At 67.9% G+C, this 26,518-nt stretch carries 26 protein-coding genes; 11 read left to right on the plus strand and 15 right to left on the minus strand.

The window, feature by feature from the left end:
* Positions 1-161: 161 nt before the first annotated feature.
* The gene (locus A5646_RS08950) at positions 162-869 is read right to left on the minus strand and encodes a GAF and ANTAR domain-containing protein (protein WP_066871038.1); all 708 of its coding nucleotides are present in this window, start codon (positions 867-869) and stop codon (positions 162-164) included.
* A 303-nt stretch (positions 870-1,172) separates the two neighbouring features.
* On the opposite strand from A5646_RS08950, the gene A5646_RS08955 reads away from it, so the two are divergent.
* A complete protein-coding gene (locus A5646_RS08955; RefSeq protein ID WP_066876910.1) occupies positions 1,173-2,483 on the plus strand; it encodes an NAD(P)/FAD-dependent oxidoreductase in 1,311 nt (436 codons plus the stop codon).
* Between the two features lie 19 nt (positions 2,484-2,502).
* On the opposite strand, the gene A5646_RS08960 is transcribed toward A5646_RS08955, so the two are convergent.
* Both A5646_RS08960 and A5646_RS08965 read right to left on the minus strand, forming a co-directional pair.
* Positions 2,503-3,039, minus strand: coding sequence for a DUF1360 domain-containing protein (locus A5646_RS08960; RefSeq protein ID WP_066876908.1), 537 nt, complete (start codon positions 3,037-3,039; stop codon positions 2,503-2,505).
* Positions 3,040-3,102: 63 nt separating this feature from the next.
* Positions 3,103-3,468 (minus strand): helix-turn-helix transcriptional regulator, encoded by a 366-nt coding sequence (locus A5646_RS08965; protein ID WP_066871047.1) that lies wholly within the window; start codon positions 3,466-3,468, stop codon positions 3,103-3,105.
* A 142-nt stretch (positions 3,469-3,610) separates the two neighbouring features.
* Between A5646_RS08965 and A5646_RS08970 the strand changes: the two genes are divergently transcribed.
* Complete coding sequence (locus tag A5646_RS08970) at positions 3,611-4,060, plus strand: Hsp20/alpha crystallin family protein (RefSeq protein WP_066871189.1); 450 nt, start codon at positions 3,611-3,613, stop codon at positions 4,058-4,060.
* An 80-nt stretch (positions 4,061-4,140) separates the two neighbouring features.
* Positions 4,141-4,818, plus strand: coding sequence for a PAS and ANTAR domain-containing protein (locus A5646_RS08975; protein ID WP_066876926.1), 678 nt, complete (start codon positions 4,141-4,143; stop codon positions 4,816-4,818).
* A 26-nt stretch (positions 4,819-4,844) separates the two neighbouring features.
* Here A5646_RS08975 and A5646_RS08980 read toward each other — a convergent pair whose 3' ends face one another.
* Positions 4,845-6,494 (minus strand): GAF domain-containing sensor histidine kinase, encoded by a 1,650-nt coding sequence (locus A5646_RS08980; protein WP_066876923.1) that lies wholly within the window; start codon positions 6,492-6,494, stop codon positions 4,845-4,847.
* A 59-nt stretch (positions 6,495-6,553) separates the two neighbouring features.
* On the minus strand, positions 6,554-7,222 hold the full coding sequence (locus tag A5646_RS08985; RefSeq protein ID WP_066876907.1) for a response regulator transcription factor: 669 nt from the start codon (positions 7,220-7,222) through the stop codon (positions 6,554-6,556).
* A gap of 217 nt (positions 7,223-7,439) precedes the next feature.
* Here A5646_RS08985 and A5646_RS08990 point away from each other — a divergent pair, with 217 nt between their 5' ends.
* Entirely contained in the window at positions 7,440-7,856 is a 417-nt protein-coding gene (locus A5646_RS08990) for a pyridoxamine 5'-phosphate oxidase family protein (protein ID WP_066876921.1), read from the plus strand.
* Between the two features lie 9 nt (positions 7,857-7,865).
* On the opposite strand, the gene A5646_RS08995 is transcribed toward A5646_RS08990, so the two are convergent.
* Positions 7,866-8,840, minus strand: coding sequence for an NAD(P)H nitroreductase (locus tag A5646_RS08995; RefSeq protein WP_066876906.1), 975 nt, complete (start codon positions 8,838-8,840; stop codon positions 7,866-7,868).
* A 143-nt stretch (positions 8,841-8,983) separates the two neighbouring features.
* On the opposite strand from A5646_RS08995, the gene macS reads away from it, so the two are divergent.
* Together macS and A5646_RS09005 are read left to right on the plus strand one after the other, a co-directional pair.
* Complete coding sequence (macS, locus tag A5646_RS09000; RefSeq protein ID WP_066876905.1) at positions 8,984-10,144, plus strand: MacS family sensor histidine kinase; 1,161 nt, start codon at positions 8,984-8,986, stop codon at positions 10,142-10,144.
* Positions 10,134-10,799 (plus strand): response regulator transcription factor, encoded by a 666-nt coding sequence (locus tag A5646_RS09005; RefSeq protein WP_066871056.1) that lies wholly within the window; start codon positions 10,134-10,136, stop codon positions 10,797-10,799. Before macS ends, A5646_RS09005 begins: the two co-directional genes overlap by 11 nt.
* A 52-nt stretch (positions 10,800-10,851) precedes the next feature.
* Here the strand turns inward: A5646_RS09005 and A5646_RS09010 are convergent, their stop codons facing one another.
* The 3 genes from A5646_RS09010 to A5646_RS09020 all read right to left on the minus strand — a co-directional run bounded on the left by A5646_RS09010 (position 10,852) and on the right by A5646_RS09020 (position 13,939).
* Positions 10,852-12,180, minus strand: coding sequence for an acyltransferase (locus tag A5646_RS09010; protein ID WP_067021307.1), 1,329 nt, complete (start codon positions 12,178-12,180; stop codon positions 10,852-10,854).
* Positions 12,181-12,316: 136 nt separating this feature from the next.
* The gene (locus tag A5646_RS09015; RefSeq protein ID WP_066871062.1) at positions 12,317-12,607 is read right to left on the minus strand and encodes a YiaA/YiaB family inner membrane protein; all 291 of its coding nucleotides are present in this window, start codon (positions 12,605-12,607) and stop codon (positions 12,317-12,319) included.
* Between the two features lie 45 nt (positions 12,608-12,652).
* Positions 12,653-13,939, minus strand: a complete 1,287-nt coding sequence (locus A5646_RS09020; protein WP_067021310.1) for a hypothetical protein — start codon at positions 13,937-13,939, stop codon at positions 12,653-12,655.
* A gap of 147 nt (positions 13,940-14,086) precedes the next feature.
* Between A5646_RS09020 and A5646_RS09025 the strand changes: the two genes are divergently transcribed.
* From A5646_RS09025 to A5646_RS09035, 3 genes are read left to right on the plus strand one after another with little or no spacing between them, the layout of a single operon-like run.
* The gene (locus A5646_RS09025; protein ID WP_067021312.1) at positions 14,087-14,614 is read left to right on the plus strand and encodes a MarR family winged helix-turn-helix transcriptional regulator; all 528 of its coding nucleotides are present in this window, start codon (positions 14,087-14,089) and stop codon (positions 14,612-14,614) included.
* The gene (locus tag A5646_RS09030) at positions 14,611-15,444 is read left to right on the plus strand and encodes an alpha/beta fold hydrolase (RefSeq protein WP_066876894.1); all 834 of its coding nucleotides are present in this window, start codon (positions 14,611-14,613) and stop codon (positions 15,442-15,444) included. The genes A5646_RS09025 and A5646_RS09030 overlap by 4 nt, the downstream gene beginning before the upstream one ends.
* Before the next feature lie 42 nt (positions 15,445-15,486).
* The gene (locus A5646_RS09035) at positions 15,487-16,191 is read left to right on the plus strand and encodes a class I SAM-dependent methyltransferase (RefSeq protein ID WP_066876892.1); all 705 of its coding nucleotides are present in this window, start codon (positions 15,487-15,489) and stop codon (positions 16,189-16,191) included.
* A gap of 13 nt (positions 16,192-16,204) precedes the next feature.
* On the opposite strand, the gene A5646_RS09040 is transcribed toward A5646_RS09035, so the two are convergent.
* From A5646_RS09040 to A5646_RS09060, 5 genes are all read right to left on the minus strand, one after another.
* Positions 16,205-17,287, minus strand: coding sequence for a PDR/VanB family oxidoreductase (locus A5646_RS09040; protein ID WP_066871077.1), 1,083 nt, complete (start codon positions 17,285-17,287; stop codon positions 16,205-16,207).
* Between the two features lie 2 nt (positions 17,288-17,289).
* Entirely contained in the window at positions 17,290-18,222 is a 933-nt protein-coding gene (locus tag A5646_RS09045; RefSeq protein ID WP_066876890.1) for an alpha/beta fold hydrolase, read from the minus strand.
* 13 nt (positions 18,223-18,235) lie between these two features.
* A complete protein-coding gene (locus A5646_RS09050) occupies positions 18,236-19,144 on the minus strand; it encodes a metal-dependent hydrolase (RefSeq protein ID WP_066876919.1) in 909 nt (302 codons plus the stop codon).
* Positions 19,145-19,182: 38 nt separating this feature from the next.
* Positions 19,183-22,440, minus strand: a complete 3,258-nt coding sequence (locus A5646_RS09055; protein WP_066876888.1) for a thioester reductase domain-containing protein — start codon at positions 22,438-22,440, stop codon at positions 19,183-19,185.
* 428 nt (positions 22,441-22,868) lie between these two features.
* Positions 22,869-23,861, minus strand: coding sequence for a diacylglycerol kinase family protein (locus tag A5646_RS09060; protein WP_067021314.1), 993 nt, complete (start codon positions 23,859-23,861; stop codon positions 22,869-22,871).
* Positions 23,862-24,010: 149 nt separating this feature from the next.
* Between A5646_RS09060 and A5646_RS09065 the strand changes: the two genes are divergently transcribed.
* Positions 24,011-24,904 (plus strand): oxidoreductase, encoded by an 894-nt coding sequence (locus A5646_RS09065; protein ID WP_067021316.1) that lies wholly within the window; start codon positions 24,011-24,013, stop codon positions 24,902-24,904.
* 100 nt (positions 24,905-25,004) lie between these two features.
* Positions 25,005-25,922: a DMT family transporter gene (locus A5646_RS09070; protein WP_066871095.1), complete on the plus strand. Its 918-nt coding sequence runs from the start codon at positions 25,005-25,007 to the stop codon at positions 25,920-25,922.
* 53 nt (positions 25,923-25,975) lie between these two features.
* Here the strand turns inward: A5646_RS09070 and A5646_RS09075 are convergent.
* A partial coding sequence (locus A5646_RS09075) for an MCE family protein (RefSeq protein WP_197505151.1) occupies positions 25,976-26,518 on the minus strand: 543 nt, incomplete at its 5' end.

Here is a 26,518-nt window from a genome sequence, read left to right on the forward strand (position 1 = left end):
ATCCGGCGCGGGCAGCGCTCGACGGCGAGCCGGCGGGCAATGATCGCGGCCGGCCGCGTTTCAGCCAGGCGGCCACGGCGCAGTGCCCGCGAATGATCAAACCAAAGATCTTGGGCGCCAGCAGTTTTGATCGTCGTGCCGAACTGCCCCGAGACTCGTGGTCAGTGGCGGTGGCCCTTGAGCGGGTGCTCGCTGTCTATCAGCGCCGCCGCGATGTCGATGAGCCTGATGTTGGATTTCTGCGAGACCCGGGTGAGCAGTTCGAACGCTTCGACGGCGTCGAGGTTGAATCGCTCCATGACCACGCCCTTGGCCTGGCCGATGATGTCGCGGGATGCCAAGGCGCTGCGAAATTGGTCCTGCCGGCGCATCATCGACCACGCCAGCGCGATGTGCGTTGCGAACACCGCCCCGACCTCCACGGCGTCCTCGCTGAAGGCCTGCGGGCGCTCGGCATAGAAGTTGAGCGCTGCCATGCTGGTGCCGTCGATGAACAATTCGTACGACAGGATCGAGCGGATCGGCGTCCGCTCGAGCGCCAACCGGCGATAGCGCAACCAGCGCTGTTCGGCGTTCAGGTCGGCGATGTGCATGATGTGGTGCTCCCAGGCGGCCGCCAGACACGGCCCTTCGCCGGCGCTGTTCTGGATCGCGTCGAGCACCATCGGGTAACGATGCGTGGCGACCACGCTGCTGACCGACTTGTTCTCCTCGGCCAGGGTGATACCGGCGTACTGGGAGCCGGTGACGTGGTCGACCCCGCTGTCGATGAGCTCGTGCAACCCGGACGCGGTATCGCTTTGTTCGCGCTGCAGATTCGCCACCAGCTCTACGAGCTGAGCGACGATCGTGGCATTGCCTTCCCGCATAAGTTCACCCCCGGAGCCGCCTGGCCCGCAGAGCCCCTTCTCGCCTTCATGGCGCCATCCATACGCGTGCGAATGCAAACGCCCAACGAGAAGTCTATGGGCCATCCAACGAAGCGCAAGGCCGCTTAACGAACCGGTCCGAGGGATACCGGCCCGTCACCCGGGCTACCCGCAGAGCCCGAACCCTCCGTAGCCAACCCTGACGTCAGAAACCCTTCCCAGCCAATGTCTTTCGCGGCCACCGGATACCAAGACGGGACGGGCCTCGCGACCCGTCTCCGATACACGCCTACACTCGGGACGGTGACCTCCATTGTGATCGTGGGAAGCGGCTTCACCGGATTCACCTGCGCCCGTCGCCTGGCCCGCATCATGCGCCGGCGACGCGTCCCCGTCGACATCACGATGATCTCCCCGGTCGACTACATGCTGTACACGCCGCTGTTGCCCGACGTCGCCGGCGGGGTCGTCGATGCCCGCTTTGTCGCTGTCCCCCTGGCCAATTCGCTCAAGGGGGTGCGCGCGGTGCGTGGCCGCGTGGACGCAGTGGATTTCACCCAGCGCACGCTGACCTATTGCGATCCCGAAGAGCGCAGCCATTCGATGTCCTGGGACCGGCTGGTGCTGACGCCGGGGTCGGTGACCCGGCTGTTCGATGTGCCGGGGCTGGCAAGGCACGCGCGCGGGTTGAAGACCACCGCCGAGGCCCTGTACCTGCGCGACCACTTCGTCGAACAACTGGAGCTGGCCAACATCGAGGACGATCCTCGAGCGGCCGCCGCCCGGCGCACGGTCGTGGTGGTGGGCGCGTCGTATTCGGGGACCGAACTGGTCGCACAGCTGCGGGCGCTGGCCGACGCGGCGGCCAAACAGATGGGCTTCAACCGCGCCGAGGTGCGGTTCCTGCTGCTGGACCTGGCCGACCAGGTGATGCCGGAGGTGGGAAAGCGGCTGGGTGACGCCGCGCTCAAGGTGTTGCGCAAGCGCGGAATCGACGTCCGGCTCGGCATCACCCTCAAGGAGGCGCACGCCGATCACGTTGTGCTCAGCGATGATTCGCGTATCGACACGCGCACCATCGCCTGGGTGACGGGGGTGACCGGCGCACCGCTGATCCAGGACCTGGGGCTGCCGACCGAAAGGGGCCGGCTCAAGGTGCAGGCCGACCTGCAGGTGCCGGATCACCCCGAGGTGTTCGCGGCCGGTGACGCGGCCGCGGTACCCGATCTGACCCAGCCGGGGAAGATCACCCCGCCGACCGCCCAGCACGCGACCCGGCAGGGCAAAGCGCTGGCCCGAAACGTCGCCGCCAGCCTCGGCTATGGCAGCAGTAAGGAATACAAACACCGCAACCTCGGCCTGGTGGTCGACCTCGGGCCGCGCTATGCGGTGGCCAATCCGCTCAACATCCACCTGTCCGGGCTGCCCGCGAAAGCCGTCACCAGGTCCTACCACCTGTATGCGATTCCCCGCGGCGTCAACCGGTGGGCGGTGTCGCTGGCCTACCTGACCGACGCGCTGTTCACCCGTTCGGTCGTGTCGATCGGGTTGACCTCCGAGGACGACGCGCAGTTCACGGCCAGCGAAGGCATCCCGATGCCGAAGACGAGCTGAGCCGACCGCGTCTCGGGGTTCAGCCCTCGGCCGACTGCTGGGCCATCGCGTAGGCGAGCTGAAGAAAGTCCGCGCCCGCCAGCGCGCTGAACACGCCGGCGACCAGCCGGGTGAACCGCGGCGCGAACACCAGGCCGATGGCAAATCCGGTGGCCACCCACATGTCCAGGCAGAACGGGCAGGTCAACAACTCTCCCAGGCTGTGCCGCAGCGGGCTTTGCTCGCGGACCTCTTCCTGGACTTCGGCCGGGCCGCCGGTGCCCGCGTAGCGGGTGAACGGCGCGCGCAGCGGGCTCGTCACGGCGTCCTTGGTCAGGGTTCGCGACAGCTTGTGGGTGCCCAGGGTGAGAATGAGCAGGTCCTGGACCCGCCACCGGGTGGGCAACGTGCGACCGGTGGCCAGCGCCGCCAGCACCGCGGCGACCACCACCGTGCTGTAGACGGCCATGACGGCCAGGTAGCCCCCCAGCGGCCGGTCGTTGTCGCCCCGGTAGGCGTCCGCTTCTTGGCGTGCGCCATCGACGACCTGGGCACCGGTTTCCGTCAACTCAGCCATCGCTTCTCCTAGAACGCATAGCGGGACGGGTACCCGGCCTGGGCCGCTGCAATCGGCGACGGCTCAGACGGTGTCCGGCTCGGAGCGCTTCGCCGTTTTCGCGGCCTCTCGCAATGTGCGGTTGGTGGACCGCAGATCGGTATTGGCCGCCGACAACGTGGCATTGTGGTCCTCGAGATCGAGGATGCGCGCGACGCCGGCCAGGTTGACCCCGGAATCGACCAGCGCTGTGATGCGCTTGATCCTGGCCAGATCATCGGCGCTGTACCGGCGGGTGCCGCCTTGGCTGCGCGACGGCGCGATCAGGCCGTAGCGTTCGTAAAGCCGCAGCGTCTGCACCGCAGTCCCGGACAATTCGGCGGCCACCGAGATGCCATACACCCCATGGTCGGACGCCGGAGCATCCGCGTTACCGCGGTAGTCGACCATCGCGCCTCCCCTTTACCTTCCCGCTTAGAAAATCTGTTTAGCATACTTGCGTCTTTCTGTCGACGGTGCTATACAAAATCTATGTCATTGGACATAGGAAATTGCCGACCCACAGCCTAGATTGGAGTGAGAGGTGACCACCATGCTGATGCGTTCAGACCCGTTCCGTGAGCTCGACCGCTTCGCCCACCAGGTCCTCGGTACCGCCGCCCGTCCGGCGGTGATGCCGATGGATGCATGGCGCGAAGGCGAGAACTTCGTCGTCGAGTTCGACCTGCCCGGCATCGACGCCGACTCGCTGGACATCGACATCGAGCGCAATGTGGTGACGGTGCGCGCCGAACGACCGGCCGTCGACCCCAACCGCGAGATGCTGGCCACCGAGCGGCCGCGCGGCGTGTTCAGCCGCCAGCTGGTACTCGGCGAAAACCTCGATACCGACAAGATCGAGGCGTCCTATTCCGAAGGCGTTCTGCGCCTGCACATCCCGGTGGCCGAGAAGGCCAAGCCGCGCAAGATCACGGTCGGCCGCGGCGACGGCCACAAGGCGATCAACGACAAGGCCTCGGAACGCGAGGTCATCAACGCCTGACCGACGGCGGGCCGGGCGGCGGCCGTACCCACACCGGCATGCGGCCGCCGCACCCCCGGCTCCTGGCGACCGGATACACGATGAAATGGGAACTCGACGGCCAAACCGCCAACGTTGAAGAGGCGTTGGGCGGCGGCGCCGCGCAACCGGCGGGGTGGTTTCGGTTCTACTTCACCGACCAGCGCTGGGAATGGTCCGAGCAAGTGCAACGCATGCACGGCTACGAGCCCGGCAGCATCACCCCGACCACCGAACTGGTGCTGTCCCACAAGCATCCCGAGGACCGCGGCAACGTCGCGGCCACCATCGATCAAATCGTCCACACCCGCCAGGCGTTCAGCACGCGCCACCGGATCGTCGATACCCGGGGAAAGGTGCACCACGTCGTCGTCGTCGGAGACCGGCTCTTCGACGACGACGGTGACGTGATCGGAACGCACGGGTTCTACATCGAGGTCTCCGCGCCCTACGAACAGGCGCGCGAGGACGCCATGAGCGCGAAAGTCGCTGAGATCAGCGAGAATCGGGCCGGCATCGAGCAAGCCAAAGGCATGCTGATGCTGATCTACGGCATCAGCGACAGCGCGGCTTTCGAGTTGCTCAAGTGGTTGTCGCAGGAAGCCAACGTCAAGCTGCGACCGCTTGCCGAGCAGATCGCCCACGACTTCCGCAACGCCGGCCTGCCGCTGAACACCCAGTCGGAATTCGACCATCTGCTGTTGACCGCGCACGAACGCGTCCAAAGTAACCGCCAATAGCGGTTGCAGCCAAGGCTTTTCGGTGCTCAGTGGTCGAGCATCGGGGCGACCCAGTGCACCCGGGTACCGCCCCCGGGCCCACCGGTGATCGCACAGCTTCCGCCGAGTTGCTCGGCGCGCCGCTTCATGTTGGCCAGGCCGCTGTATCGGGTGTTGCCGGCCGGTATGCCGCATCCGTCGTCGATGACGTTGAGGATGAACATGTCCGCGACGCTGATCTCGACGGTCAGCCGCGACGCTCCCGAATGACGAAGGGCGTTGCTGACGGCTTCGGTGGTGACCGCTTCGGCGTGATCGGCCAGCTCGGCGCTTACGGCGCTCATCGGCCCGTCGATGCGCAGGGTCGTGCGGACATCACGGTTTCCCGTCAGGTCGGCCACCACCCGCTGGATGCGCTGCCGGAAATCACCACTGGCGGCCACCGGGGATTTGAGCGCGAAGATCGTGGTGCGGATTTCCTCGATGATCGTCTGCAGATCGTCGAGCGTGCGGTTGAGCCGGTCGGCCACCTCCGGCGAACGCGCCCGGGCCAGGGTGCCCTGCAAATTCATCCCGGCCGCGAAGAGCCGTTGGATGACGTGGTCGTGCAGGTCGTGCGCGATGCGTTCCCGCTCGGCCAGAATGCTCAACCGCCGGGCGTCCTCGCGCGCCGACGCCAGCACCAGCGCGATCGCGGCGTGGGTGGCGAAGTCACTGACCAGATCCAGATAGCTCTCGTTGAACGGCGGCTGCTCGGCGCCGCGGGCGACGGCGATCACCCCGACGACCTCGTCGCGGGCGCGCAGCGGCATCAGGATCGCCGGACGCTGCCCGACGTCGGTGAAGGACTGGATCGGGTAGCGCAGCTCCTCGGTGATCAACGGTTCCCCGGATCGGAACACCGTGCCGCTGGTGGAGCCGTGCACCGGAACCCGCTGCCCGAGCACCTCAGAGGCGTGCAACCCCACCGCGGCGGACACCACCAGCGTGTCGACCTCGTCGTCGGACGCGTCGGCGTCGGCCGGCACCAGGACGATCGCCTGTTCGGCCTCGGTCAGCAGACGCGCGCGTTCGGCGATCAGTTGCAGGGGGCGCCGATGCGGTTCGGGACGCGCCAGCAGCGCGGTGGTGATCTCGCGGCTCGCCTCCATCCACTTCACCGACGTCCGCTCGCGTTCGAAGAGCTGTGCGTTGTCGATGGCGACGGCGGCCCCGAACGCCAAGGCCCGCGCGGCAACCTCGTCGGGCTCGGAGAACACCAGCGCCGGATCGACGTGGGTGAGATACAGGTTGCCGAATACGGTGTCGCGGATAGTGATCGGGACCGCGAGGAAGGCGCGCATCCGCGGATGGTGTTCGGGAAAGCCGACGGCGGCGTGGTGCGTGGTCAGATCGTCCATCCGCAGCGCGGGCGTATCCAGCAGCGACAAACTCAACAGGCCCTTGCCGACCGGCAGGTGCCCGATGCGCCGGACCGTCTCGACGTCAATGCCCTCGTGGACGAACGAGATCAGGTTGCCCTCGCGATCGCGGATCGCCAGCGCGCCATAGGGGGCGGAGGTCAATTCCCTTGCCGCGCTGATGATCCGGTGCAACGTGGCGTCCAGATCGAGACCCGCGCCGATCTCGACGATGACCCGCAGCAGCTGCTCCATCTGATCACGCGAGGCCAGCAGCTCGTCGAGCTGGGCGTGCATCTGGCTGACCAGCTCGCGCTGCCCGAGTCCGGCGAAGGCCGAGCCCTTCTCGCCGCCGCTCACCCCGACCAGTCCGGCGCACTCGACGGTGGGCCGGACCGCTGATTCAGTTTCGACGCGAACACCGCCGCCTGGGTGCGGCGCTCCATGCCGAGCTTGGCCAATAACCGGGATACGTAGTTCTTCACCGTCTTCTCCGCGAGGAACATGCGCGCGGCGATCTGTCTGTTGGTCAGTCCCTCGCTGAGCAGTCCGAGCAGCGTGCGTTCTTGCTCGGTCAATCCGGACAGCGGGTCCTTGCGCGCGGTCGTGCCGCGCAGCTTGGACATCAGCGCGGCCGCGGCGCGGTTGTCGAGCAGCGATTTGCCGGCGCCCACCTCTTTGATGGCCTGGGCCAGCTCCATGCCCTTGATGTCCTTGACCACGAATCCGCTGGCGCCGGCCAGGATCGCCTCGAGCATCGCCTCATCGGAGGTGAACGACGTCAGCATCAGGCAGCGCAGGTCGGGGTGATCCGCCACCAGGTCGCGGCACAGTTCGATGCCGTTGCCGTCGGGTAGCCGAACGTCGAGCACGGCAACGTCGGGCTGCAACGCCGGGATGCGCGCCTTCGCCTCGGCCACCGTGCCCGCCTCGCCGACGATCTGGAGATCCGGATCGGAGGCGAGTAGATCGGAAAGACCGCGACGGACGACCTCATGGTCGTCGACCAGGAACACCTTGACCATGGCGAGCCCTTTCCTGCCGGTCTGGCAACTGGAAAGATTGCGACCGACCCACCCAATATCCCATATTTCGAAGGCAGCCGCCGGGACGCAACGGGTTCAACGACTTTGGTCCCCACGGGTCGGGACCTTCGGCCGACGCCCCGGCCGGTGATGCGCCAATAGTGTTGCGGCCGTGGTCTATTGCGGCGTCAACCGCACCCGCGGAAAGGAGCTTTCGATGACCGATGAGGGAGTCGTCATCCTGCCGGTGCACGAGTGCTGGGAACTGCTGGGCAGCGCGGCGCTGGGGCGGCTGGTCACCTACGCCGACGGCCAGCCCGATATCTTCCCGGTCAACTACGTCGTCCAGCGCCGAACCGTGCTGTTCCGCACCGCGGGGGGCACCAAGCTGGTCAGCTCCGCGATCAACAATCGGGTGCTCTTCGAAGTCGACGACCACAACGTCGCCGAGGCGTGGAGCGTGATCGTCAGGGGCAAGGCGCGCTCGCTGCACACTCCGGAGGAACTCGAGGAGGCCGAGCGCGCGCAGGTGCTGCCGTGGACCAGGCCGGAGAAGACGCACTATGTGCGCATCGTGCCGGAAAGTGTCACCGGCCGCAGGTTCCAGTTCGGATCACCACCGAGTGACGTTTAGCGCCCGCGGTCAGCTCGCCCACTCGACGAAGTCGTCGAGGTCACGTCGCGGCGTCGCCGGCAGCGGATCGGCGTTGATCGGCGCCCAACCCACCCGGAGCAGCATCTGCGGGTAGTTGCTGTCGCCGAAGATGTCGCGGCGTACGGCCTCGCGGGTGCCGGCCGTCTCCAGCGGTTCGGTGACCGGGCAACTGGCCAGGCCGGTTGACGTCGCGGTGAGCAGCACCGCGCTGGTGGCCTCACCGGCGCGGAGCTGGGCCAACCGGTCGTCGTGGCGGGTGCCCAGCGCAAGCACCACCGCGTTGTCGTCGGCCGGGGACGAGTCCGGTGCCATCGGCAGCGCCGCACCCGCGAACAGCCGGCTCGGGATCTTGGCCTGCGGGTCCGATATCGGCGCATTGCGCGCGGGCACCCCGGCGACCGAGAAGTAGCGCCCACTCCATGCCGCCAGCTCGACGAGATAGTCCTGGGTCAGGTGATCACGGACCGACTGCGCGACGATGCCGTGCAGCGCCTCGATGTCTTCCACCTGACACATCGTGACGCCGGTGCGCGCGGCCCGCGCCGCCATCAGCGCGATGTCGCCCATGGGCACCGGCCAGGAGCTGTAATAACGCCGATCGGTGCGCCGCCGCGGTATCGCCGCGGCCAGTGCGATGTCGACGGAATCGGCGGGGTACGGCGAAAGCTGCAGCGTGGCGAGGTGATTCGGGTCGGCAACGTTCGGCAGCCGCAACACCTTGGACCGCCACCCCACCGCCGCGAACGCCGCAACGCAGTGGTGCAGCGCCGTGCCGCAACTCAGAACCAAGTCGCGGCCATCGGGGTCGGTGTTGGGCAGCTGGCGGCCGGCGTCGGCGTGCAGCTGCAGGCTGGTCGCGTCGACGCGCCACCGCCACGGTTGGGTGTTGTGCACCGACGGGGCGCGTGAGGCCAGCGTCAGGGCGGTTCGGATCGTCCCGGCGTCCGGAAAGCGGTCGTTCATGCCATGGTCCCCCTTCTCTCCTAGCGCCTTGCCGGTATCCACCATCACGCGTTGTTCTCGACAGCACGAGGGCAGGACGGCTCTAACTCGAGGGACTTTCGGCCAATCTCCGTGGCCGCCCCGCCGCGGGGCCCTTCGCCCCTATGCTGACGACGATGGCGAACCACGGCCCCGATCCCACCACGCCCCTGTGGCGCGCGGCCCAGGTGTTCCGGCTGCTGAGCTGCATCTACGCCACCGGCTTTCAAATCGCGATCAATCCGGATCTAATGCGGCCGGTGCTGGGCTGGGTGCTCTTCGGCGCGCTGATCGGCTGGAGCGCGGCCTGCGCGGTCGCCTACCTGCGCGGCTTCGGACGCCGGCCGGCGTGGGTGCTGGCCGAGCTCGTGGTCGTCGTCCTGCTGATGTGGTCGAACAGTCTCGTCGCGAGCCCGCACTGGGCGGCCGAGAACCAGACCTGGCCGACGACGTTGTGGGCGAGCAACCCCACGATCTCCGCCGCCATCCAGTTCGGCCCCGCCGGCGGAATGCTGACGGGCCTGGCGGTGATGGCCACCAATTTCGCGGTCAAGGATTACCTCGCGCTCAACCTCGGGCACAACGCCACCGTCATCATCGAACTGGCGATCGGCATGGCGATCGGGATGGCCGCGCAGACAGCACGGCGCGCCCACGCCGAGCTGCAACGAGCGGCCCAACTGAGCGCCGCGGTGGCCGAACGCGACCGATTGTCCCGGCAGGTCCACGACGGAGCGATCCAGGTGCTGGCGCTGGTCGCCAAGAAGGGCCATGAGATCGGCGGCGCCACAGCAGAACTCGCCGACCTGGCCAGCGAGCAGGAGCGCGCGTTGCGGCGCTGGCTGGCGGGCACGGACATCGAGGCGGATGCCGACGGGGTGACGCTCGACCTGCGCTCACTGCTGCGGTGCCGGGAATCCGATCGCTTCTCGTTCAGCCTGCCCGGCACCCCGGTGCCGCTGGGGCGTTGGGCGGCAACGGAACTCGACGCCGCGGTGGGCAACGCGCTGGACAACGTCATCGCCCATGCCGGTCCGGAGGCGCACGCGTACGTGCTGGTGGAGGACCTCGGCGATTCGGTCGTGGTCAGTGTCCGCGACGACGGGGTGGGGATTGCCGCCGGCCGACTCGAGGAGGCGTCTCGTCAGGGACGGCTGGGCATCGCCCAATCGATCGTGGGACGCCTGACGGCGCTGGGCGGCAGCGCCGAATTGCACAGCGCCCCAGGGGAGGGCACCGAGTGGGAGTTGTGCGTGCCACGCCGGAAGGAACGCCATGGCGGATGACGAGACGCCGACGAGCGTGATGGTCGTCGACGACCACCCGATCTGGCGTGACGCGGTCGCCCGCGACCTGGCCGAGGAGGGCTTCGCGGTGGTCGCCACGGCCGACGGCGTGGCCGCCGCGGGGCGGCGGGCCGCCGTGGTCAAGCCCGACGTGGTGGTGATGGACATGCAGCTGACCGATGGCGACGGTGCGCAGGCGACCGCCGCGGTGCTCGCGGTGTCACCGTCGACGCGGGTGCTGGTGCTGTCGGCATCCGACGAGCGCGATGACGTGCTGGAGGCGGTCAAAGCCGGTGCGACGGGATACCTGGTCAAGAGCGCCTCGAAAGCCGAACTGGCACAGGCGGTGACGGCCACCGCTGCCGGCCGCGCAGTGTTCACCCCCAGCCTGGCCGGGCTGGTGCTGGGCGAATACCGGCGCATCGCGCAGAGCAAGGACGACGGGCCCGCCCGCCCCAGCCTCACCGAACGAGAAACGGAGGTGCTGCGCTACGTGGCAAAAGGACTGTCCGCCAAGCAGATCGCCGAGAGGCTGTCGTTGAGCCACCGCACGGTGGAAAACCATGTGCAGGCGACCTTCCGCAAGCTCCAGGTCGCCAATCGGGTGGAACTGGCGCGCTACGCCATTGAGCACGGCCTGGACGAAGAGCCGTGACCCGCGGGGCGGGCGGATAACCGCACTTGCCCCGCGGGCCGACGCCTCTGGGCTACCGCGTCGCGGCGTGGCCTCCGCCGACCGGTACCGCGCCCTTGTGCTGGGCCATGATTCGCGCGCTCACCAGTGCGGTCACCACCACGGCCATGCACACCAGCCCGTCGTCTTTGAGGCCCCACCTGATCGCCGCGAGCAGCGCCACGCCGGCCGCGCACAGCAGGGCACCGACGGCCACGCCCCGGCCCCGTGACGTCACCGCGGGCGCGCCGTCCCAGCCGGACAGCGGGTTGTTCTCCAGCGGCCGCAGCGCAACGAACAGCACCGCCACCGTGACGACCACGATGAGCACCTGCGCGAGGCTGATGGCGAGGAAATCATGCGCGCCCGGAAAGCGTGGGCAGCCAAGGTAATCGAAGATCAGGTGCACACCCAGCAGCACCGGCATGTGCCACAGGTACAGGGTCATCGCGCCCGAGTTGCCGATGGCGGTCCACCACCACACTCGCGGCCGCTGCGCCCAACGCGCGATCGCCGGTGCGGCCGCGATGGCCAACGCGCTCAGGATGATTGCGTGGCCGGCCAGCAGCAGTGACGGCGGGCTGGTGTTGGACAGGTGGTGATCGCCGGTGCCGACCATGCTGATCTGATACGGTCCCCAGTGCACCAGCGCGACATCGACGGCGAGGAAGACGGCGGCGACGGTCAGCGCGGCGCGGCCACCGAGCAACCGGCGCCGGTAAGCCACACCGAACATCGCGGGAATCACCCAGACGGCCAGGTTCAGATAACCCAGTGGCATCAGCGCCGGCCACTGCAGGCGGATCACGTCGATCAGCGCGATCGTCCCGAAGACCGCCGCCACCCCGGCGGCCAGGCGCCCGGCCGTGGTGATGCGGTACAGCACCGGCATGGCGGCCAGCACCAGAACGTAGGCCCCCAAAAACCACAGCAGCTGCGTGCTGACACCGGCGATCGGCTCGTAGACGTGTTGCGGCAGCGCCCGATACAGCACGGTCAGCGTCACTGCCCAGAACGCCAGATAGTAGAACACCGGCCGGAACAGCCTGGTGCAGCGCCTCATCAGCCAGTCGCCCCAATTGGTGCCCGGCGCCCAGGAGGACACGCACGCCGCGGCGCCGGCGAAGAAGAACAGCGGCATGATCTGCAGCAGCCACGTCATCGCCTGAAACAGCGCCGAGGTGGTGAGCAGGTTGTCCCAGATCAGGACATTGTTGCGGATGATGCTGGCCGCCATCACGGTATGGCCGAGCACCACGCCGACCAGCGACGTGATGCGGATGACGTCCAGGACGCGATCACGATCGGCCGGCGTACTCGCGGCCACCTCGGCGACGTCGGGAAACCTGACAAGAGTGGTCATGGGAGCGGAACTGCCCTTCTGTGGTGTGAACGCCGAAGCGTTGTGGTGGAGCAGGAATCGTGCGATGAGAAAAGCATCGCCGGTGGCGCGGGCGCGGGCGTGCGCACTTCTACGCGTAGGCGCTGAGTAGTTCTACTCAGCCCGCGGAGTTGAGCGGGTCGTAGTCGGCCAGCAGCTTTTCGATGCGGGCCTCATCGAGTCGCACCCGGACGGTCGCGGCCTCCTGTTGGTCGCGGATCACCTTGGCCAGGGTGAACGCGCTCGACACCAGGAACAGGAAGGTAACACCGAGGAACAATCGCGGCCACGGGTCAAGCGGCAGGAAGTAGATCCCGCCGAGCGCGGCGAGGAAGCTGATCGCGAACGCGACGGCGGCCTGGACGAAGAAGGCGGCGGTGGTTTTCGACGTGCTGTTGGGGATGGTCATGCCAATCAGACTGCGGCAGCACACCACCCGCGAGGATCCGTAAGACTACTCAGATTCGGCGGTGCGATCGCCCGGCCGCGCCAGCAGCACCGCAGCGGCGCCCGCGGCAGCCACCCCGATCGCGGCGGCGATCACCGTCGCCACCTCCACCGAGGCGAACCCGGAGTCGGCGAGCGGTTTGACCACGGCCACCACGCCCAGGGCGGGCATCACCAGCCGAACCCACCAGGCCACCACGCTGTCCCCGGGCAGTCGCGAATTAGCCTCTGTGACAAACACATACAGTGCCATCAACAGCAGGGGTGCTGCGCCCAGGATCGCCAGGCCGATCCAGCGCGCGCCGTGCGCCGAGACGACGGCGCCAACCAACGCGACGAGGGCGACGACCGCCAGCCGCAGGCCCGCGCCGGCCGGCGCCCCGCGCATGACCGCCAGGCCCGCGGCGGCGCGCACCGCGGCCCAGGCGGAAACCAACGCGGCGGCCACCGCCAACGCGAGGCCGGCCACCGCGAGCCACCGCCGGCCCTCGTCGGCATAGAACTCGGGCACCGCCTCGGCCAGCATCTTGGCGCTCCATCGCCACGGGCCTATCACGCCCTGGTGATCGCCCACCCACAACACCACCGCCACCGCGGCCACCAGCACGACGGCCAGCGACATGGATCGTCCCGGCCTGGCGACGCGCGGGATGCGGACGGTGAGCAGTTCGACGCCCAACATTCCCAGGCCGAAGCCGACGAGCTGGCCGGACAGCGGGCGCGGTGTTGCGGCCGTCCCGATGACGACGGGGTCGGTGCTCAACGCGACGAGGGCGGTCACCGACACCGCGAGGCAGCCGTAGAGGAGCAGGCCGGCGAGCACGAGCGGCATCGCCAGCGTCGCCACGACGCGCGTCGACGCCCAACAGGCGGCGGCACCGACCACCACCGCCACGACTGCGGCGCCGACCGGCAGCCACGACACGATCTTGACGGGGTCTTGATCGGGCCAAAGCAGCTGCAGCAGTTGCAATCCGAGCGTGGCCGCGAACTCCGCGGCCAACACCAGGTAGGCAAGCAACTGAACGATGCCCGCGGCCGTCCCCGCTTGGCGGCCCAGGGCGGCGCCGATCAGCTCGGCGGTGCTGCGCGCGTGCGGCGCGTGGCCGCGCAGCCGCGCCAGCGCGTAGATCACCGGAATCATCACCACCGCGCCCACCAGGGCGCCCAGCCCGTACCACGCCGCGGACGCGATCACGGCCATGCTCAGTGCGGCGGCCCGCCAGGTTCCCAGCACCGGCTCCCCCGAGCCCGTCTCCAGCCGCGCCGGCGCGGGTAGCGATTTCTTCGGCATCGCCTAAGCATGACGTAGCGGCGCTGAATTGATCAACGAACGCGCCTCGGTCGCGCCCGCGAACCAGCAACACGACGCCTTGCATATGACTCAATAAATCGCTTAGTATCTAAGCGACTTTACCGGTATGTCGGAAGGGGTCTCAAAGTGCCCACGGCGGTCAAGACAAAGCGAGCCCGTCTCGTCGACTTGCTGCTCGGCTCGCTCGCGCGTCGATACAGCACGGCCGCAGTGCTTTTCCACCACGCGGTCGCCGAGAAGCTAGGGCTTGGCCCCACGGACACGAAGTGTCTTGATCTGCTGCGTGAGCGATCCGCGATGACGGGCAGCGAACTCGCCGCGGCCACCGGGTTGACCACCGGTGCGATCACCGGTGTGGTGGCGCGCCTGGAGAAGGCCGGTTACCTCCACCGCGATCCTCACCCGCAAGACGGACGCAAACAAATCCTGCGTCCGGTCGAGGCGCGGTTTCAACAGGTACACGACGTGTTCGAGCCGTTTCGTGGCGATCTCGCGACCCTGTTGTCGGAGTTCGATGAGCACCAGCTCAACGCCATTGCGCGGTTTCTCGCCGAAGGAACCGAGATCACGTTCAGACATGCGGCGCTACTGCGAGCTCAGCCGTTTTCTGCCGACGACAGATCGGGCGGCTACCGTGGCAAGGCGCCGCGATGAGCGTGCTGGAAGTCGAAGGGGCCCAGCTGTATTACGAGACCCGCGGCGACGGCCCGCCGATGTTGCTGATTCCCGGCGCCAACGGCGATGCGGGCGTCTTTGAGCCGCTCGCCGACAGATTGTCCGCACACTATCGGGTAGCGACATACGACCGGCGGGGCTTTAGCCGCAGTCGCCTTGCCGGCCCACAAGATTACTCACGGCGATTGTCCACCGACGCCACGGACGCGCGGCGCCTCATCGAGCACGTGGCGGGCGGCGGAGAGGCCACCGTCTTCGGTACCAGTTCTGGAGCCGTTGTGGCGCTGCGTCTCCTGCTCGAGCACGCCGACGTGATCGATACCGCCGTGTTGTTCGAGCCGGCCGCCATGTGCTTGCATCCGCAAGGCCGGCAATGGATCGAGTTCTTCGCCTACGTCTATGACGTATACCGGCGCGCGGGAACGGACCCGGCGTTGAAACTGTTCCGCGAACGTACGTTTCCGGCGGTAGACCACGCGGTCATGCAGCGGTCCAGAAATCCAAACTCCCCGCACGCGGTGGCGAACGCGGTCTACTGGTTCGAGCGTGAGCTTCGCGAGTACACCTCGGCGCAGGTGAACACCGAAGCCCTGCGCCCATGGGCCGATCGCATCGTCCCCGCGGTGGGGCGGGAATGCCGAGGCTATCCCAATCACGAGGTGAGCCGTCGATTGGGCCGCCTGCTCGACCGCGATGTGGCCGAAATGCCGGGCGGACACGTGGGTTTCGTGACCCATTGCGACGCGTTCGCTGACGCCCTGCTCACCCGACTGCAACAGGAAACCTCGGCAAGACACGGAACACGGTAAGCGAAGAACCGAACGGGTCGACGCGGGAAGGCAGATGGCGGGATGGACGTACCGTTCACCACCAGATACGGGATCGAGGCGCCCTATTGGCCGGCGGGATTCGCGCTGGGCGGCGTAGCGCTGCTGGCCGTGGCGCGCTCTCGCGGTCGCTGGTGGCGTGCTCCCGCCGCGGCGTTGTTCGCTCAGGCGGCGCTGTATCTGCACACCACGTTGCGCGGAAAACACGTCGCGTGGCGCCGGGAACTGGACCGGCTGGCATTGAATGGCGATGAGCGCCTACTCGATGTCGGCTGCGGCAGCGGTGCGGTGCTGATCGCCGTCGCCAAGCGGCTCCCCCGCGGGCGAGCCGAGGGTGTCGACCTATGGCGCAGCAGGGACCAGTCCGGCAACGATCCCGCGCGTACGCGGGAAAACGCCCGCGCCTACGATGTGGCGGATCGGATCCGGCTGCACACCGCAGACATGACCGAATTGCCCTTTCCCGACGGCTCCTTCGACGTCGTCACCTCGGCGCTCGCGGTGCACAACATCTCCAACTCCGCTGACCGTCGCCGCGCGGTGGCTGAGATGGCCAGGGTCCTCAAACCCGGCGGCAGGCTTGTCCTGGTCGACATCATGCACGTCACCGACTACGCCAGGGTCCTCGCTGACGCGATGACCAACCTCAACTGCCGCGGTCTTGGCATCAACTATTGGTATGGCGCCCCGTGGCTGCCCGCACGCGTGCTGACGGGCACCCGGCGCTGACTTCAGGCATCGATCACGCGTCTATTTTCACGCGCCCGGATTTCGCGCGGGAGACGCAGACCAGCATCTCGTCGTCACCTTCCGCGGTGCGGCCGCGCCGATCGACTTGCCCGTCAAGCACTTTGACCTTGCAGGTGCCGCAGAATCCCTGCTGGCAGGAGTACGCGGTGGTCGAATCGCGGTCGAGCATCACGTCCAGCGCCGACCGGTTCGCCGGCACCTGAAGCACCCGCTGCGAGCGGGCCAGTTCCAGCTCGAAGGGCACCCCGTCGACCACCGGCGGCGGGCCGAAACGTTCGTAGTGCAGCGGCGCGTTCGCGTGTTCGTTGCGGGCGGTGCGCACCGACTCCAGCATGGCGGTGGGACCACACACGTAGACGGCCGTCGCCGGCCCGGCGCCGGCGAGCAAGTCCGACGCGGTGGGGATCCGGCCCCGCTCGTCGTCGGCCCACACCGTCACCCGGTCCGGCGCCACGGCCAGCACCTCGTCCAGCAGCGGCATGTAATCGCGGGTGCGCCCGGCATACACGGCGCGCCAATTGATTCCGCGCTGCTGGGCCGTCTGGATCATGGGCAAAATCGGTGTCACCCCGATGCCGCCGATCACGAATAGCACCTCGCGCTCGTCGGTGACGAGATAAAACGCGTTGCGGGGACCCTCGAACTCGAACCTGTCCCCCACCTTGAAGGTGTCGTGCATCTCGATCGAGCCGCCGCCGCCGTCGGCGATGCGGCGCACCGCGATGCGATAGTCGGTGCGTCGGCCGGGCGAACCACACAGTGAGTACTGCCGGCGGCGTCCCGATGGCAGCCGAACGTCGATGTGCGCGCCGGGCGTCCAGGACGGCAACAACCCACCGGCCGGGTCGGCCACCGTCAGGGCGACGACGTCGGGGGCCAGAAGCTCGCGGTTGATCACCACCGCGGTGGTGGTGCGCTGAACGGGCTGCACGCGCGAGGACGTCCACCGCGACGCCGAGGCCAGGCCGCCGAACAGCGCGCCGACCCCGTACAACGCCGTGTACATGCGATCACGCTTGCGGCGGCCGTAGAGGTCGGCCGGAATGCTGTCCCAGATGCTTTGTGCCACAATCAACCTCACGCCTGGCCGATGCCGCGACGGTCCGCGGACTGGGCGATCAGGTCAACCCACTCGCCGGTGAGCCGGGCGATGACCTCGGGGTATGCGCTGACCACCCAGTGGCCGCCCTCGATCGGGACGACCCTGCCGCCCCTCGGGATGGAACCGGTAAACCGTTGCAGGGCGGGCGATACAAAGTAATCCTGGCGGGCGACGAGCACCTGCACCGCAACGGTGGTCTGCGGCAACCGTTTTCCGGGCGCGAGCATCGGCTTGGGCATGTTGGCGCGGTACAGGTTGAGCCCGTTGAGATAGTCGCGGATGGAGCGGCTGGTCGCGGCGCGCCGATGCCCGGCGCCCCGCGGCCGCCCGATGAGTTCCACCGCCGCAAAGACCGCCACGGTCGCCCGCGACCAGATCGCCAGCTCGGGCACGCCGGGGCACAGAAAGAACCAGATGTAGCTCGAGGCCAAGGCCTGCTTGAGGACGTCGAAGACGCCGCGCGGCGACCGCGGGGACCGCAGGAACCTGCCTGCGTAGTTCAGGTGCGGGCCCGAGATCGACGTGAACGAGGCAACCTTGTTCATCACCGCGTCGTCGGTGACCGCCGCCCAGGCCTGAATCGAGCCCCAGTCGTGGGCCAGCAAATGAACCTGGTCGACCCCGAGGCTGTCGATCACCGCGTCGATGTCCGAAACCAGCTGGCCGAAGCGGTATCCCGCCCGCCTGGCCGGCTTCGACGAATCCCCGGCGCCGCGCACATCGTAGGCCACGACATTGAAGCGGCGGCCCAAGATCTCGGCGACCCCGTCCCACACGTGGTGGTTATCCGGGTAGCCGTGGATGGCCAGGACCGTCGGACGGCCCGGGTCGATGTCGGTGTAGGCGTGCACCGCCAGTCGCACGCCGTCGGAGGCGGCGACCGTGGTTGGGGCCACTTCGGTGGTCATCGTCAGTGCCGTTTCAGTGCGAGGCCCGGGCCGCGGGCGACCGGGCCAGGTAGTCGACGGCGCGCCCGACCCCGCCGAGCTGTGACGGATGAAAACTCGGTGTGTAGTAGGCGCCGATGACCCGGAGGAACTGGAACGGCCCGGGCACCAACCCGCGGCGCGCCGCGCGAAAGTAGTCGCGCCAGCGCGGCTTGGTACCGGGCGGCAGGTAGGGATCGACCGAGTACATGAACCGCACACCGCGGACGAACAACCACAGCAGCGCCGGCGTGATCAGCAGCTGCGTGCGCACCTGCCGCCAGTACCCGCCGCGCAGGTGCTTCATGGTGTCGAACGCGACCGCCTTGTGCTCGACTTCCTCGGCGCCGTGCCAGCGCAACAGGTCGAGCATCACCGGGTCGGTGCCCATTGCGTCGTGTTGTGGGGTGTCGAGAATCCATTCGCCGAGGATCGCGGTGTAGTGCTCGAGGGCGGCGACCATCGACACCCGCTCGAGCAACCAGCTCTGCCGGCGGCGGCTGCTCCACCGCGGCCGGTCACCGATGAGTTGGGTGAACAGCCAACGCATTTGGTCGGTGAACGGCGTCACGTCGATGCCTCTGGCCGCGAAGTGTCCGAGCACCCCCGCGTGCGCCTGGGAGTGCATGGCCTCCTGGCTGATGAAACCCTGCACATCGCGACGCAATTGATCGTCTTTGATCAGCGGCAAGGTGTCCTTGAAGGCGTCGACGATGAATTCCTCGCCCGCGGGCAGCAACAAATGCAGCACATTGCAGAAGTGGGTGGTGAACGGTTCGTTGGGCACGTAGTAGAACGGCAGCGTCGACCAGTCGAAGTCGACGTCACGCGCCTGCAGGACGATCCGCTCGTGGTCGAGCGAGGCGTCATGCGGGCCCGTTGCCTTGTCATCGACGGTGAACATCTTCGCCACCCCTTTCCGTCCTGCGCCAAGTCGTGCGGCTAGGCGCTGCGTTGCGCGTCGTCCTCTACCTCAGTGATCAGACGCTCGCTGCGCAAGAACCGGACCAGATGATCGACCGTCTCGGTCAGGGCCGGCTCGCGCAGCCGGACCTTGGTCAGGCCCCGCCGATGACGGTACTGGGTATTGTCGTAGCGCTTGTCGCGCATGGCCGCGATCTTGTCCGCCGACCGGGTGAGGAAATCGACCAGCGGATACATCTGGTCGTTCGGCGTGCAGCGGCGGTTCAGCTGCTCGGTGAACGACGGGATGTCGTGGTACTCAAAGCGATACCCGTAGCGTTCGGACAGGATGCGGGTGACGTCGGTGAGGTTGTAGTAGTCGTCCGCGGTCATGTTGAAGACGCTGCCCGACTCGTCCGGCAGGCCCATCAGCGTGACGATGTGATCCGCGATCAAGTCCGCCGGCAGCAGGCTGATCTGGTTGAGCGCGTTGACGGCGACCCCGTGCTCGATCATGAACGCCGTCAGGCGCACCAGGATGTCGTCCTGGCTGCCGAAGCCCGCCCGGGTGGGCGAGATCAGCGAGGGCCGGTAGATGCGGACGTCGAGTCCCTTGCGCTGCGCGGCCAGCGCCAGCTGCTCGCCGACCCACTTGGTCTGCGAGTAGCCGAAGTCCAGGCCGGCCATCTTCTCGTTGGCGTCCCACTCCCCGACCACCGGTTCGGTGCTCCAGCCGTAGATGAACGTGCTGGAGACGAGGTGGAAAGCCTTGCGGTGGTTGATCATCGCCAGCCGCAACAGTTCACGGGTGCCCTCCACGTTGGCTGGCCGCAGCGCGTCGTAGGTGCGCACGTAGTTGACCAGCGCGCCGTTGTGCACGACGACATCGACGTCCTTCGCCAGTTGCTGGAAGGCCGCCTCGCCAATGCCCAGCGCGGACTGGGCGAGGTCGCCGCAGACGACGCGCACCCGGGCGCGGACATCGGCTTCCAGCGCCGGGGTCCACAGCTGGGCGCGCCGCAGCGACGCGACGATGCGGTCCAGGCCGTGCGCGGGGTCGGTGGCGCGCACCAATGCGTGCACGGTGTAGGAGGTCCGCGACAGCAGGCTGCTCACCAGGAACGGCCCCAGGAATCCGGTCGCGCCCGTCAGCAACAGGTCGGTGGGCTCGCCCGGCCGCGCCGGCGCCAACTCCGGCAGCGGCAGCGCCGCGTCGGCCCGCATCTGGGCGGCCTCGTGGGCCTCGTACTCGGCGGCAATCTTGTCCAGCGCCCCGCGCAGGGCCTCGAGCGGCTGGCCGGAGCCCTCGCCGAATTGCCTTATCAGGCCGAAGAATTCGGACACCGTCAACCGCTGGAGCAGCCGGGTGTTGACCTCTTCGGCGAGCTCCCCCGCGCCGTTCTCCTCCAGCAGGGCCTGCAGGTCCGTGCGGAGCTCGGCCAGCGCCAGCGAGTCGATGCCGAGATCGGCGAACGAGCAGTCCTCGTCTCCGGTGAGGTCGTAACTCTCGATGAGGTTGCGGAAGCGTTCCAGCGGACCGGCGCCGGCACCCAGTTCGCCGTGTGTCCGGTTGGCGGATTGGTTGACCCAGGTGGCGAAGGCGGGCAGCTCGTCGTCCAGCCACAGCTGGCGCGTCGAAGCGCGCCGGATCTTGCCCGACGTGGTCTTGGGGATGCTGCGCGGCGGCGCGAAGACGATCGCGTGCGGATCGATGTGGCAGTGCCGGCGGATCGCGCGGGCCACGGACTTGGCGTCCGGAAGGTTGTGCTCGTCGCGCACCTCGGCGACGACGATCAGCGCTTCGGACTCGTCGTGCTCGACCGCGAAGGCGGCGACGCAGCCGCTCCGGACGTGCGCGGCCGTGCGCTCGACGACGGCTTCGATGTCGGAGGGGTAGCAGTTGACGCCGCGGACGATGATCAGGTCCTTGCTGCGGCCGCAGACGAAAAGCTCACCCTCGTAGAGGAAACCGAGATCGCCGGTGCGCAGGAAGGTGTGTTCGTCATCGCCGGCGATGTGGGCGCCGAACATCTCGGCGGTGAGCTCCGGACGGTTCCAGTAGCCGGCGCCCTTGGAGGGCCCGGCCAACCAGACCTCGCCGACCCGCCCGTCGGGCAGCGCCTGGCGCGATTCGGGATCGACGATGCGGACCAGCGTCTCCTCGATGGGCTTGCCGCAGCTGACCAACGCGACCTGGTTGCTGTTCTCCGGCAACGCCTTTTCGACGCGCGCGACGTTGCGCTCCAGCCCGCGCTTGTTGACCGCGATGGTCTGGCGCCCGCGGATCGACACGATCAGGGTTGATTCGGCCATGCCGTAGGCGCCCGTCAGCGCCTCGGGCCGCAGGCCGTACTCGGCGAACCGCTGCCGGAAGCGAGCGAAGGTGTTGGCGCGCAGCGGTTCTGCGCCCACCACGATGCATTCGAGGCTGCTCAGGTCCACGCCGGCCAGCTCCGCGGCGGGCAGCTTGTCCTCGCGCAGGCAGTACTCGAGCGCGAAGTTGGGTCCCGGGGTGTGGGTGGCGCGCACGTCGCTGATGAGCCGAAGCCACGACGAGGGCCGGGCGAGGAAGTCCAGGGGCGACATCGCGTGGGTGGACCCGCCCAGCAGCACGATGAACATGTAGGCCGAGATCAGGCCCATGTCGTGATGCTGCGGCAGCCACGAGGCCAGTACCACGTCGCCGGTGAAGGCGGAGCCATTGGCGATGACGTTGGCGTGGGTGACGATCACACCCTTGGGATTGCTGGTCGACCCGGACGTGTACTGCAGGAAGAGCACCTCGCCGGGCGTGTCCGCGACCGGGGCGCCGCCGAAGTCCTGGGCACCGTCGGTGGCGAACCAGGGCAGGTCCGGCAGGCCGGCGTCGGACTCGTCCGTCCAGACGCCCTGCCCGCGGCGCTGGCCGAGCAGCAGGCGGAAGTCGTACTCGAACTGCTTCGTCGACAGCACCGCAGTCGCCTGGCAATCGCGCGCGATGAAGCTGAGCTTGGCCAGTCCGGAATCGAAGGACATCGGCAAGGGCGGGCTGACCGGAACGGCGATGACCCCGATGCGCGCGCACGCATACAGCGCGGCGATCATTTCCAGACCGGGTGGGTAGACCAGCAGCGCACGATCGCCGGACTTGAGGCCGGCCTCTGTGGACAGGTAGGCGGCCAGCTCGCGGGTGCGTTCGGCGAAGGCCTGGTAGGTGTAGTGCTCGAGTTCGCGGCCGTCGGCATCGACGAACCGGAAGAGGGTTTGGTCCGGCCTCTGCGCTTCCCACATCTGCAGGTAATCGATCAGCGTCTCCATCGTAGGAGTGATCCCCCTTCCAGGTTGGCTTAGCCCGAGAACGACTTCCGTCGTGAATATAAAGACTAATGTAGCGCCGTGAGGCCGTCCTGAGCAAAGCGTAGATAGGCATTAAGGGCCGTCGCACACCACATTCACAGGTGAAACTTAAATGGCAGAATTAAATGCACTAATGCTGATCTCCGCGCATACGGACTTCAGTATCTCAGTGGCATGCGAGCTGGCGTTACGCCGGTTCGACCACCTGAGATACTGAACTACGTATCTACGAATTCACGGAATTCGATTGCGCCGCCGATCGGACGCACGGTCACAACAATATTATCTTCGTCACGCCCAATGGCGAAATTGCAAATCGAAAAACGCAATTCGATTCGCGCTGCAGAGCCCACCACGGCGACCGCCCGCCGAACGGCCTGCGTGCCGGGCTAGGCGGGCCGGGCGATGCGGATACGCGGGCCTGGCCGGACCACCAGTTTGACGATGCCCAAAAAGCGCTCCCCGTCGATGATGGGCGACAGCGGTTCGTCCTCGGCCTCGATGACCATCTCACGGCCGTTGACATCGCGTAGCCCGGCGCCGCGGAGCATGCCGTTGGTCAGGGCCGTCGGAAGCTGCGCGACGATCCTGGACGGCCGCAGGTATCCGGCCTGAAAATGCAGCGCACCGGGCTCGGAAGCCTTGGGGAACAACCGAAGTGGGCCGCCGATGCGCAGGTCGATCGCGCCGGCGTGCAGCAGGCTGTGCGTGCGCGACGGGACCTCGTCGCCGTCGATCACCACGCGCGCTTGCGTCGGGGTGAACAGGATGGACGCATAGTTCGGCGTCTTCACTCGGCTGGGGGCGACCTTGGAGGTGATGTAGTCGCCGAAGCTGCGAGCGATCACCCGCGCGACGGCCAGCCGGCCGTGATCGGGAGAGTCGTAATACCGGTCGTAGAAACGGTTTCCGACGCCGCCGGCGGCCAGCCCGAAGCAGAGCCGATGAAACGCCGCGCCGTCGGCGGTGGCGCCGTCGAGCACCAACGTGTCCAGCTCCACCTCGGGCGGGGGCCGATCGTTTTCGGCGGCCGCGGTCAGCGCACGGATGATCGCCTCGGGCCGCCCGCGCACCCGGGCCTTGCGGGCGACGGCGTTGACGCTGCCACCGTTGGTCGGGACGAACGCGGGCCAGCGTTGCGGATCGCCGATGCAGTGCTCGATCTCGTTGATCAACCAGTGCAGTGCGCCGTCGCCGCCGTCGCCCACCAGGTGGGTGACCCGCGGCGCCAGCTGCGCGATGGTGTCGCGCAGCTCCTCGATCGAGTTGGTCTCGTGCACCTCGCCCCAGGGGCCGACGATGCGACGCAGTTCGGCGATGCGATCGCGGGAAGCGGAGCGATTTTTCCGCGCTTTCGGATTGACGATGACGCCTAGATGCATCCGGCGATCCCCGCGGCAGGTGGGGTTTCGCTGGTCATCCCAGGCACGATACCTGGGCGCGGCGGGTGACCGACATCGCTCCCGCCCGCCGCCGCACGGCCCGTCGGCCCACCGGCCGGGGTCGCAAGCGCGAAGTTAGGGTGGCTGCCATGGCCGATTGGACCGCAGCACAGCTGCCCTCGTTCGCCGGACGGACCATCGTCATCACCGGGGCCAACGCCGGGCTGGGCGAGATCACCGCCCGCGAATTGCTCCGGGTGGGTGGCCACGTCATCCTCGCAGTCCGCAACACCGACAAGGGCCACGCGGCCGCCGCTCGCATGACCGGTTCGGCAACCGGTCCCGCGACCGGGACAGCCGAGGTGCGTCAGCTCGACCTGCAGGACCTGTCCTCGGTGCGGCGCTTTGCCGAGAGCGTCGACAAGGTCGACGTCCTGATCAACAACGCCGGCATCATGGCCACCAAGCACGCGGTGACCGTCGACGGGTTCGAGGGTCAGATCGGCACCAACCACCTCGGCCACTTCGCCTTGACCAACCTGCTGTTGCCCAAGTTGACCGACCGCGTGGTGACGGTGTCCTCGCTGATGCACCACTTCGGCTACATCAGCCTCAAGGGCCTGAACTTTCAGTCCCGGCCGTATTCGGCCTGGCTGGCCTACAGCCAATCGAAGCTGGCCAACCTGTTGTTCACCAAGGAGCTGCAGCGGCGGCTGGACGGCGTCCCCACAGCGCTGCGGGCCCTGGCCGCCCACCCCGGCTGGTCGCACACGAACCTGCAGGGCAACTCCGGCCGGAAACTGGGTGACGCGGCGGTGCTGGCCGTCGACCGGATCGTGTCCACCGACGCCGACTTCGGCGCCCGCCAGACGCTGTACGCGGTCTCGCAGGATTTGCCGGGCGACACCTTCGTCGGGCCGCGGTTCGGGCTGTACGGCCGCACCCAGCCGACGTGGCGGAACTGGCCGGCAAAGCGCGCGGGCACCGCGAGTGCGCTGTGGGAACTGTCCGAGCGGCTCACCGGGACGAAGTTCCCGCTCTGACGCCGTGTTCGCTGGCCCGGTGACCTTCGACGCGCCGGAGGTCCGGGTGGTGGCTAGATTGGATGGGTAGCGCCATCGCACCCAGCCAGGAGGTAATGCCATGTCGGACGCGCATCTGGCGGCCATTATCGCCCTGTGTGCCGCGCTGGCGTCCGCGATCGGCAACGTGGTGCGGCAGCGTTCCGCGCAGGAGGTCACCGACAAACGGGTGGGCCACCTGACGTTGTTCGGCATGTTGCTGCGCGACAAGCGTTGGTGGCTGGGCGGTTTGGGGGACATCGGCAGTTACGTGCTGCTGGCCGCCGCGCTCGACAAGGGCTCGGTGTTGCTGGTGATGTCGTTGCAGGTCACAGCCCTGCTGTTCGCCCTGCCGATCTATTCGCGGATGACCGGTAACCGGATCACCCGCCGGGAGTGGACCTGGGCGCTGGTGCTGGCGGTGGCGTTGGCGGTGCTGATCGCGGTCGGGGACCCGACCGGCGGCCAGCAGCGGGCGCCGCTGCACATCTGGATCGTGGTCGCCGTGGTGATCGGCCCGCTGCTGTTGCTCGGGCTCCTGGGCGCGCGGATCTGGGCGGATCGCCCGGTCGCGGCGCTGCTGTTGGCGGCCGTCGCCGGCACGTTGCTGGCGGTGTTCGCCGTGCTGATGAAGGGCGTGGTGGACATCCTGGAGCACCACCCGGGTCAGGTGTGGGTGTCATTCGAGCTGTACGCGCTGGTGTTCTGCGGGGCGGCGGGAATGGTCTATCACCAATCGGCGTATCGAGCCGGCGCGCTCACCGCGTCGCTGCCGACGATCATCGTGGCGAAGCCGGTGGTGGGCGGCATCCTGGGCATCATCGTGCTCCGCGAGACGTTGGCAGCCGGCGGCTGGGAATGGTTTGTGCTGGCGGCCACGCTGGTTGTGGTGATCGTCGCGACGGTCGGGTTGGCTCGCGGCGAGGCCGCCTCGATGTCGGCCGGCGCAGGCCGGGACGTGAAATCCAGCGCGCGGCCGCCGGCGACCACCCAGGCCTGACAGAGGCCGAAACTGGTTGTACGAAACGCGTTCTCACGACGCCGGCGTCCGCTTTACGGATTGATGGTGTTGTCGCCGACCTGGCGGCCCCAGACGTATTCGATGGCATAGGGCGATCCGGTGTCCAGGTGGTTGTAGGGCGCGATGCTGTTGCCGGTGTCCATGATCAGCTCGGGCGCCGGCCACAGATCGCGGGTGACCTTCTGCCAGCAGCCAGGAGCGCCGCCCGGCCCGCCGCGCGCGTTCACCCGCGGCAGGTTCTCCGGCCAGATGTACGGGTTGGGTGCGCCGCCGACGACTCCGGCGATGCCGCCGACCAACGACGCCAGGACGGGCACCGCGGACACCGGGTTCGCGATCAGTCCCAGCCCGGAGAGCACCTCGGTGTCCATGTTCAGCGAGTAGCCGTTGAAGCCGCCCTCGGCCGCCCCGGTGGCGGGCAACGCATCGTGTTCGCTGCGCATCAGGCAGTAGATTTCGGGGCTGTAGGTGTCCAGCAGCTGCGCCGTCGGCACCAGGTCGGCGGCGCCGCGCGCCAGATACGGCCCACCCTTGTTGAACAGCTCGGCACCGGTGTTACCAAACCCGGCCGCCGA

Source organism: Mycobacterium sp. 1245499.0 (assembly GCF_001673615.1).
GTDB classification, from domain to species: domain Bacteria; phylum Actinomycetota; class Actinomycetes; order Mycobacteriales; family Mycobacteriaceae; genus Mycobacterium; species Mycobacterium europaeum_A.

What these genes read in the sequence shown, in the direction of transcription:
- A5646_RS08950 (WP_066871038.1), bottom strand. Translation starts at nt 869, where the DNA reads ATGCGGGAAGGCAATGCCACGATCGTCGCTCAGCTCGTAGAGCTGGTG.
- A5646_RS08960 (WP_066876908.1), bottom strand. Translation starts at nt 3,039, where the DNA reads ATGGCTGAGTTGACGGAAACCGGTGCCCAGGTCGTCGATGGCGCACGC.
- A5646_RS08965 (WP_066871047.1), bottom strand. Translation starts at nt 3,468, where the DNA reads ATGGTCGACTACCGCGGTAACGCGGATGCTCCGGCGTCCGACCATGGG.
- A5646_RS08970 (WP_066871189.1), top strand. Translation starts at nt 3,611, where the DNA reads ATGCTGATGCGTTCAGACCCGTTCCGTGAGCTCGACCGCTTCGCCCAC.
- A5646_RS08975 (WP_066876926.1), top strand. Translation starts at nt 4,141, where the DNA reads ATGAAATGGGAACTCGACGGCCAAACCGCCAACGTTGAAGAGGCGTTG.
- A5646_RS08980 (WP_066876923.1), bottom strand. Translation starts at nt 6,494, where the DNA reads ATGCACGCCCAGCTCGACGAGCTGCTGGCCTCGCGTGATCAGATGGAG.
- A5646_RS08985 (WP_066876907.1), bottom strand. Translation starts at nt 7,222, where the DNA reads ATGGTCAAGGTGTTCCTGGTCGACGACCATGAGGTCGTCCGTCGCGGT.
- A5646_RS08990 (WP_066876921.1), top strand. Translation starts at nt 7,440, where the DNA reads ATGACCGATGAGGGAGTCGTCATCCTGCCGGTGCACGAGTGCTGGGAA.
- A5646_RS08995 (WP_066876906.1), bottom strand. Translation starts at nt 8,840, where the DNA reads ATGAACGACCGCTTTCCGGACGCCGGGACGATCCGAACCGCCCTGACG.
- macS (WP_066876905.1), top strand. Translation starts at nt 8,984, where the DNA reads ATGCTGACGACGATGGCGAACCACGGCCCCGATCCCACCACGCCCCTG.
- A5646_RS09005 (WP_066871056.1), top strand. Translation starts at nt 10,134, where the DNA reads ATGGCGGATGACGAGACGCCGACGAGCGTGATGGTCGTCGACGACCAC.
- A5646_RS09010 (WP_067021307.1), bottom strand. Translation starts at nt 12,180, where the DNA reads ATGACCACTCTTGTCAGGTTTCCCGACGTCGCCGAGGTGGCCGCGAGT.
- A5646_RS09015 (WP_066871062.1), bottom strand. Translation starts at nt 12,607, where the DNA reads ATGACCATCCCCAACAGCACGTCGAAAACCACCGCCGCCTTCTTCGTC.
- A5646_RS09020 (WP_067021310.1), bottom strand. Translation starts at nt 13,939, where the DNA reads ATGCCGAAGAAATCGCTACCCGCGCCGGCGCGGCTGGAGACGGGCTCG.
- A5646_RS09030 (WP_066876894.1), top strand. Translation starts at nt 14,611, where the DNA reads ATGAGCGTGCTGGAAGTCGAAGGGGCCCAGCTGTATTACGAGACCCGC.
- A5646_RS09035 (WP_066876892.1), top strand. Translation starts at nt 15,487, where the DNA reads ATGGACGTACCGTTCACCACCAGATACGGGATCGAGGCGCCCTATTGG.
- A5646_RS09045 (WP_066876890.1), bottom strand. Translation starts at nt 18,222, where the DNA reads ATGACCACCGAAGTGGCCCCAACCACGGTCGCCGCCTCCGACGGCGTG.
- A5646_RS09050 (WP_066876919.1), bottom strand. Translation starts at nt 19,144, where the DNA reads ATGTTCACCGTCGATGACAAGGCAACGGGCCCGCATGACGCCTCGCTC.
- A5646_RS09055 (WP_066876888.1), bottom strand. Translation starts at nt 22,440, where the DNA reads ATGGAGACGCTGATCGATTACCTGCAGATGTGGGAAGCGCAGAGGCCG.
- A5646_RS09060 (WP_067021314.1), bottom strand. Translation starts at nt 23,861, where the DNA reads ATGCATCTAGGCGTCATCGTCAATCCGAAAGCGCGGAAAAATCGCTCC.
- A5646_RS09065 (WP_067021316.1), top strand. Translation starts at nt 24,011, where the DNA reads ATGGCCGATTGGACCGCAGCACAGCTGCCCTCGTTCGCCGGACGGACC.
- A5646_RS09070 (WP_066871095.1), top strand. Translation starts at nt 25,005, where the DNA reads ATGTCGGACGCGCATCTGGCGGCCATTATCGCCCTGTGTGCCGCGCTG.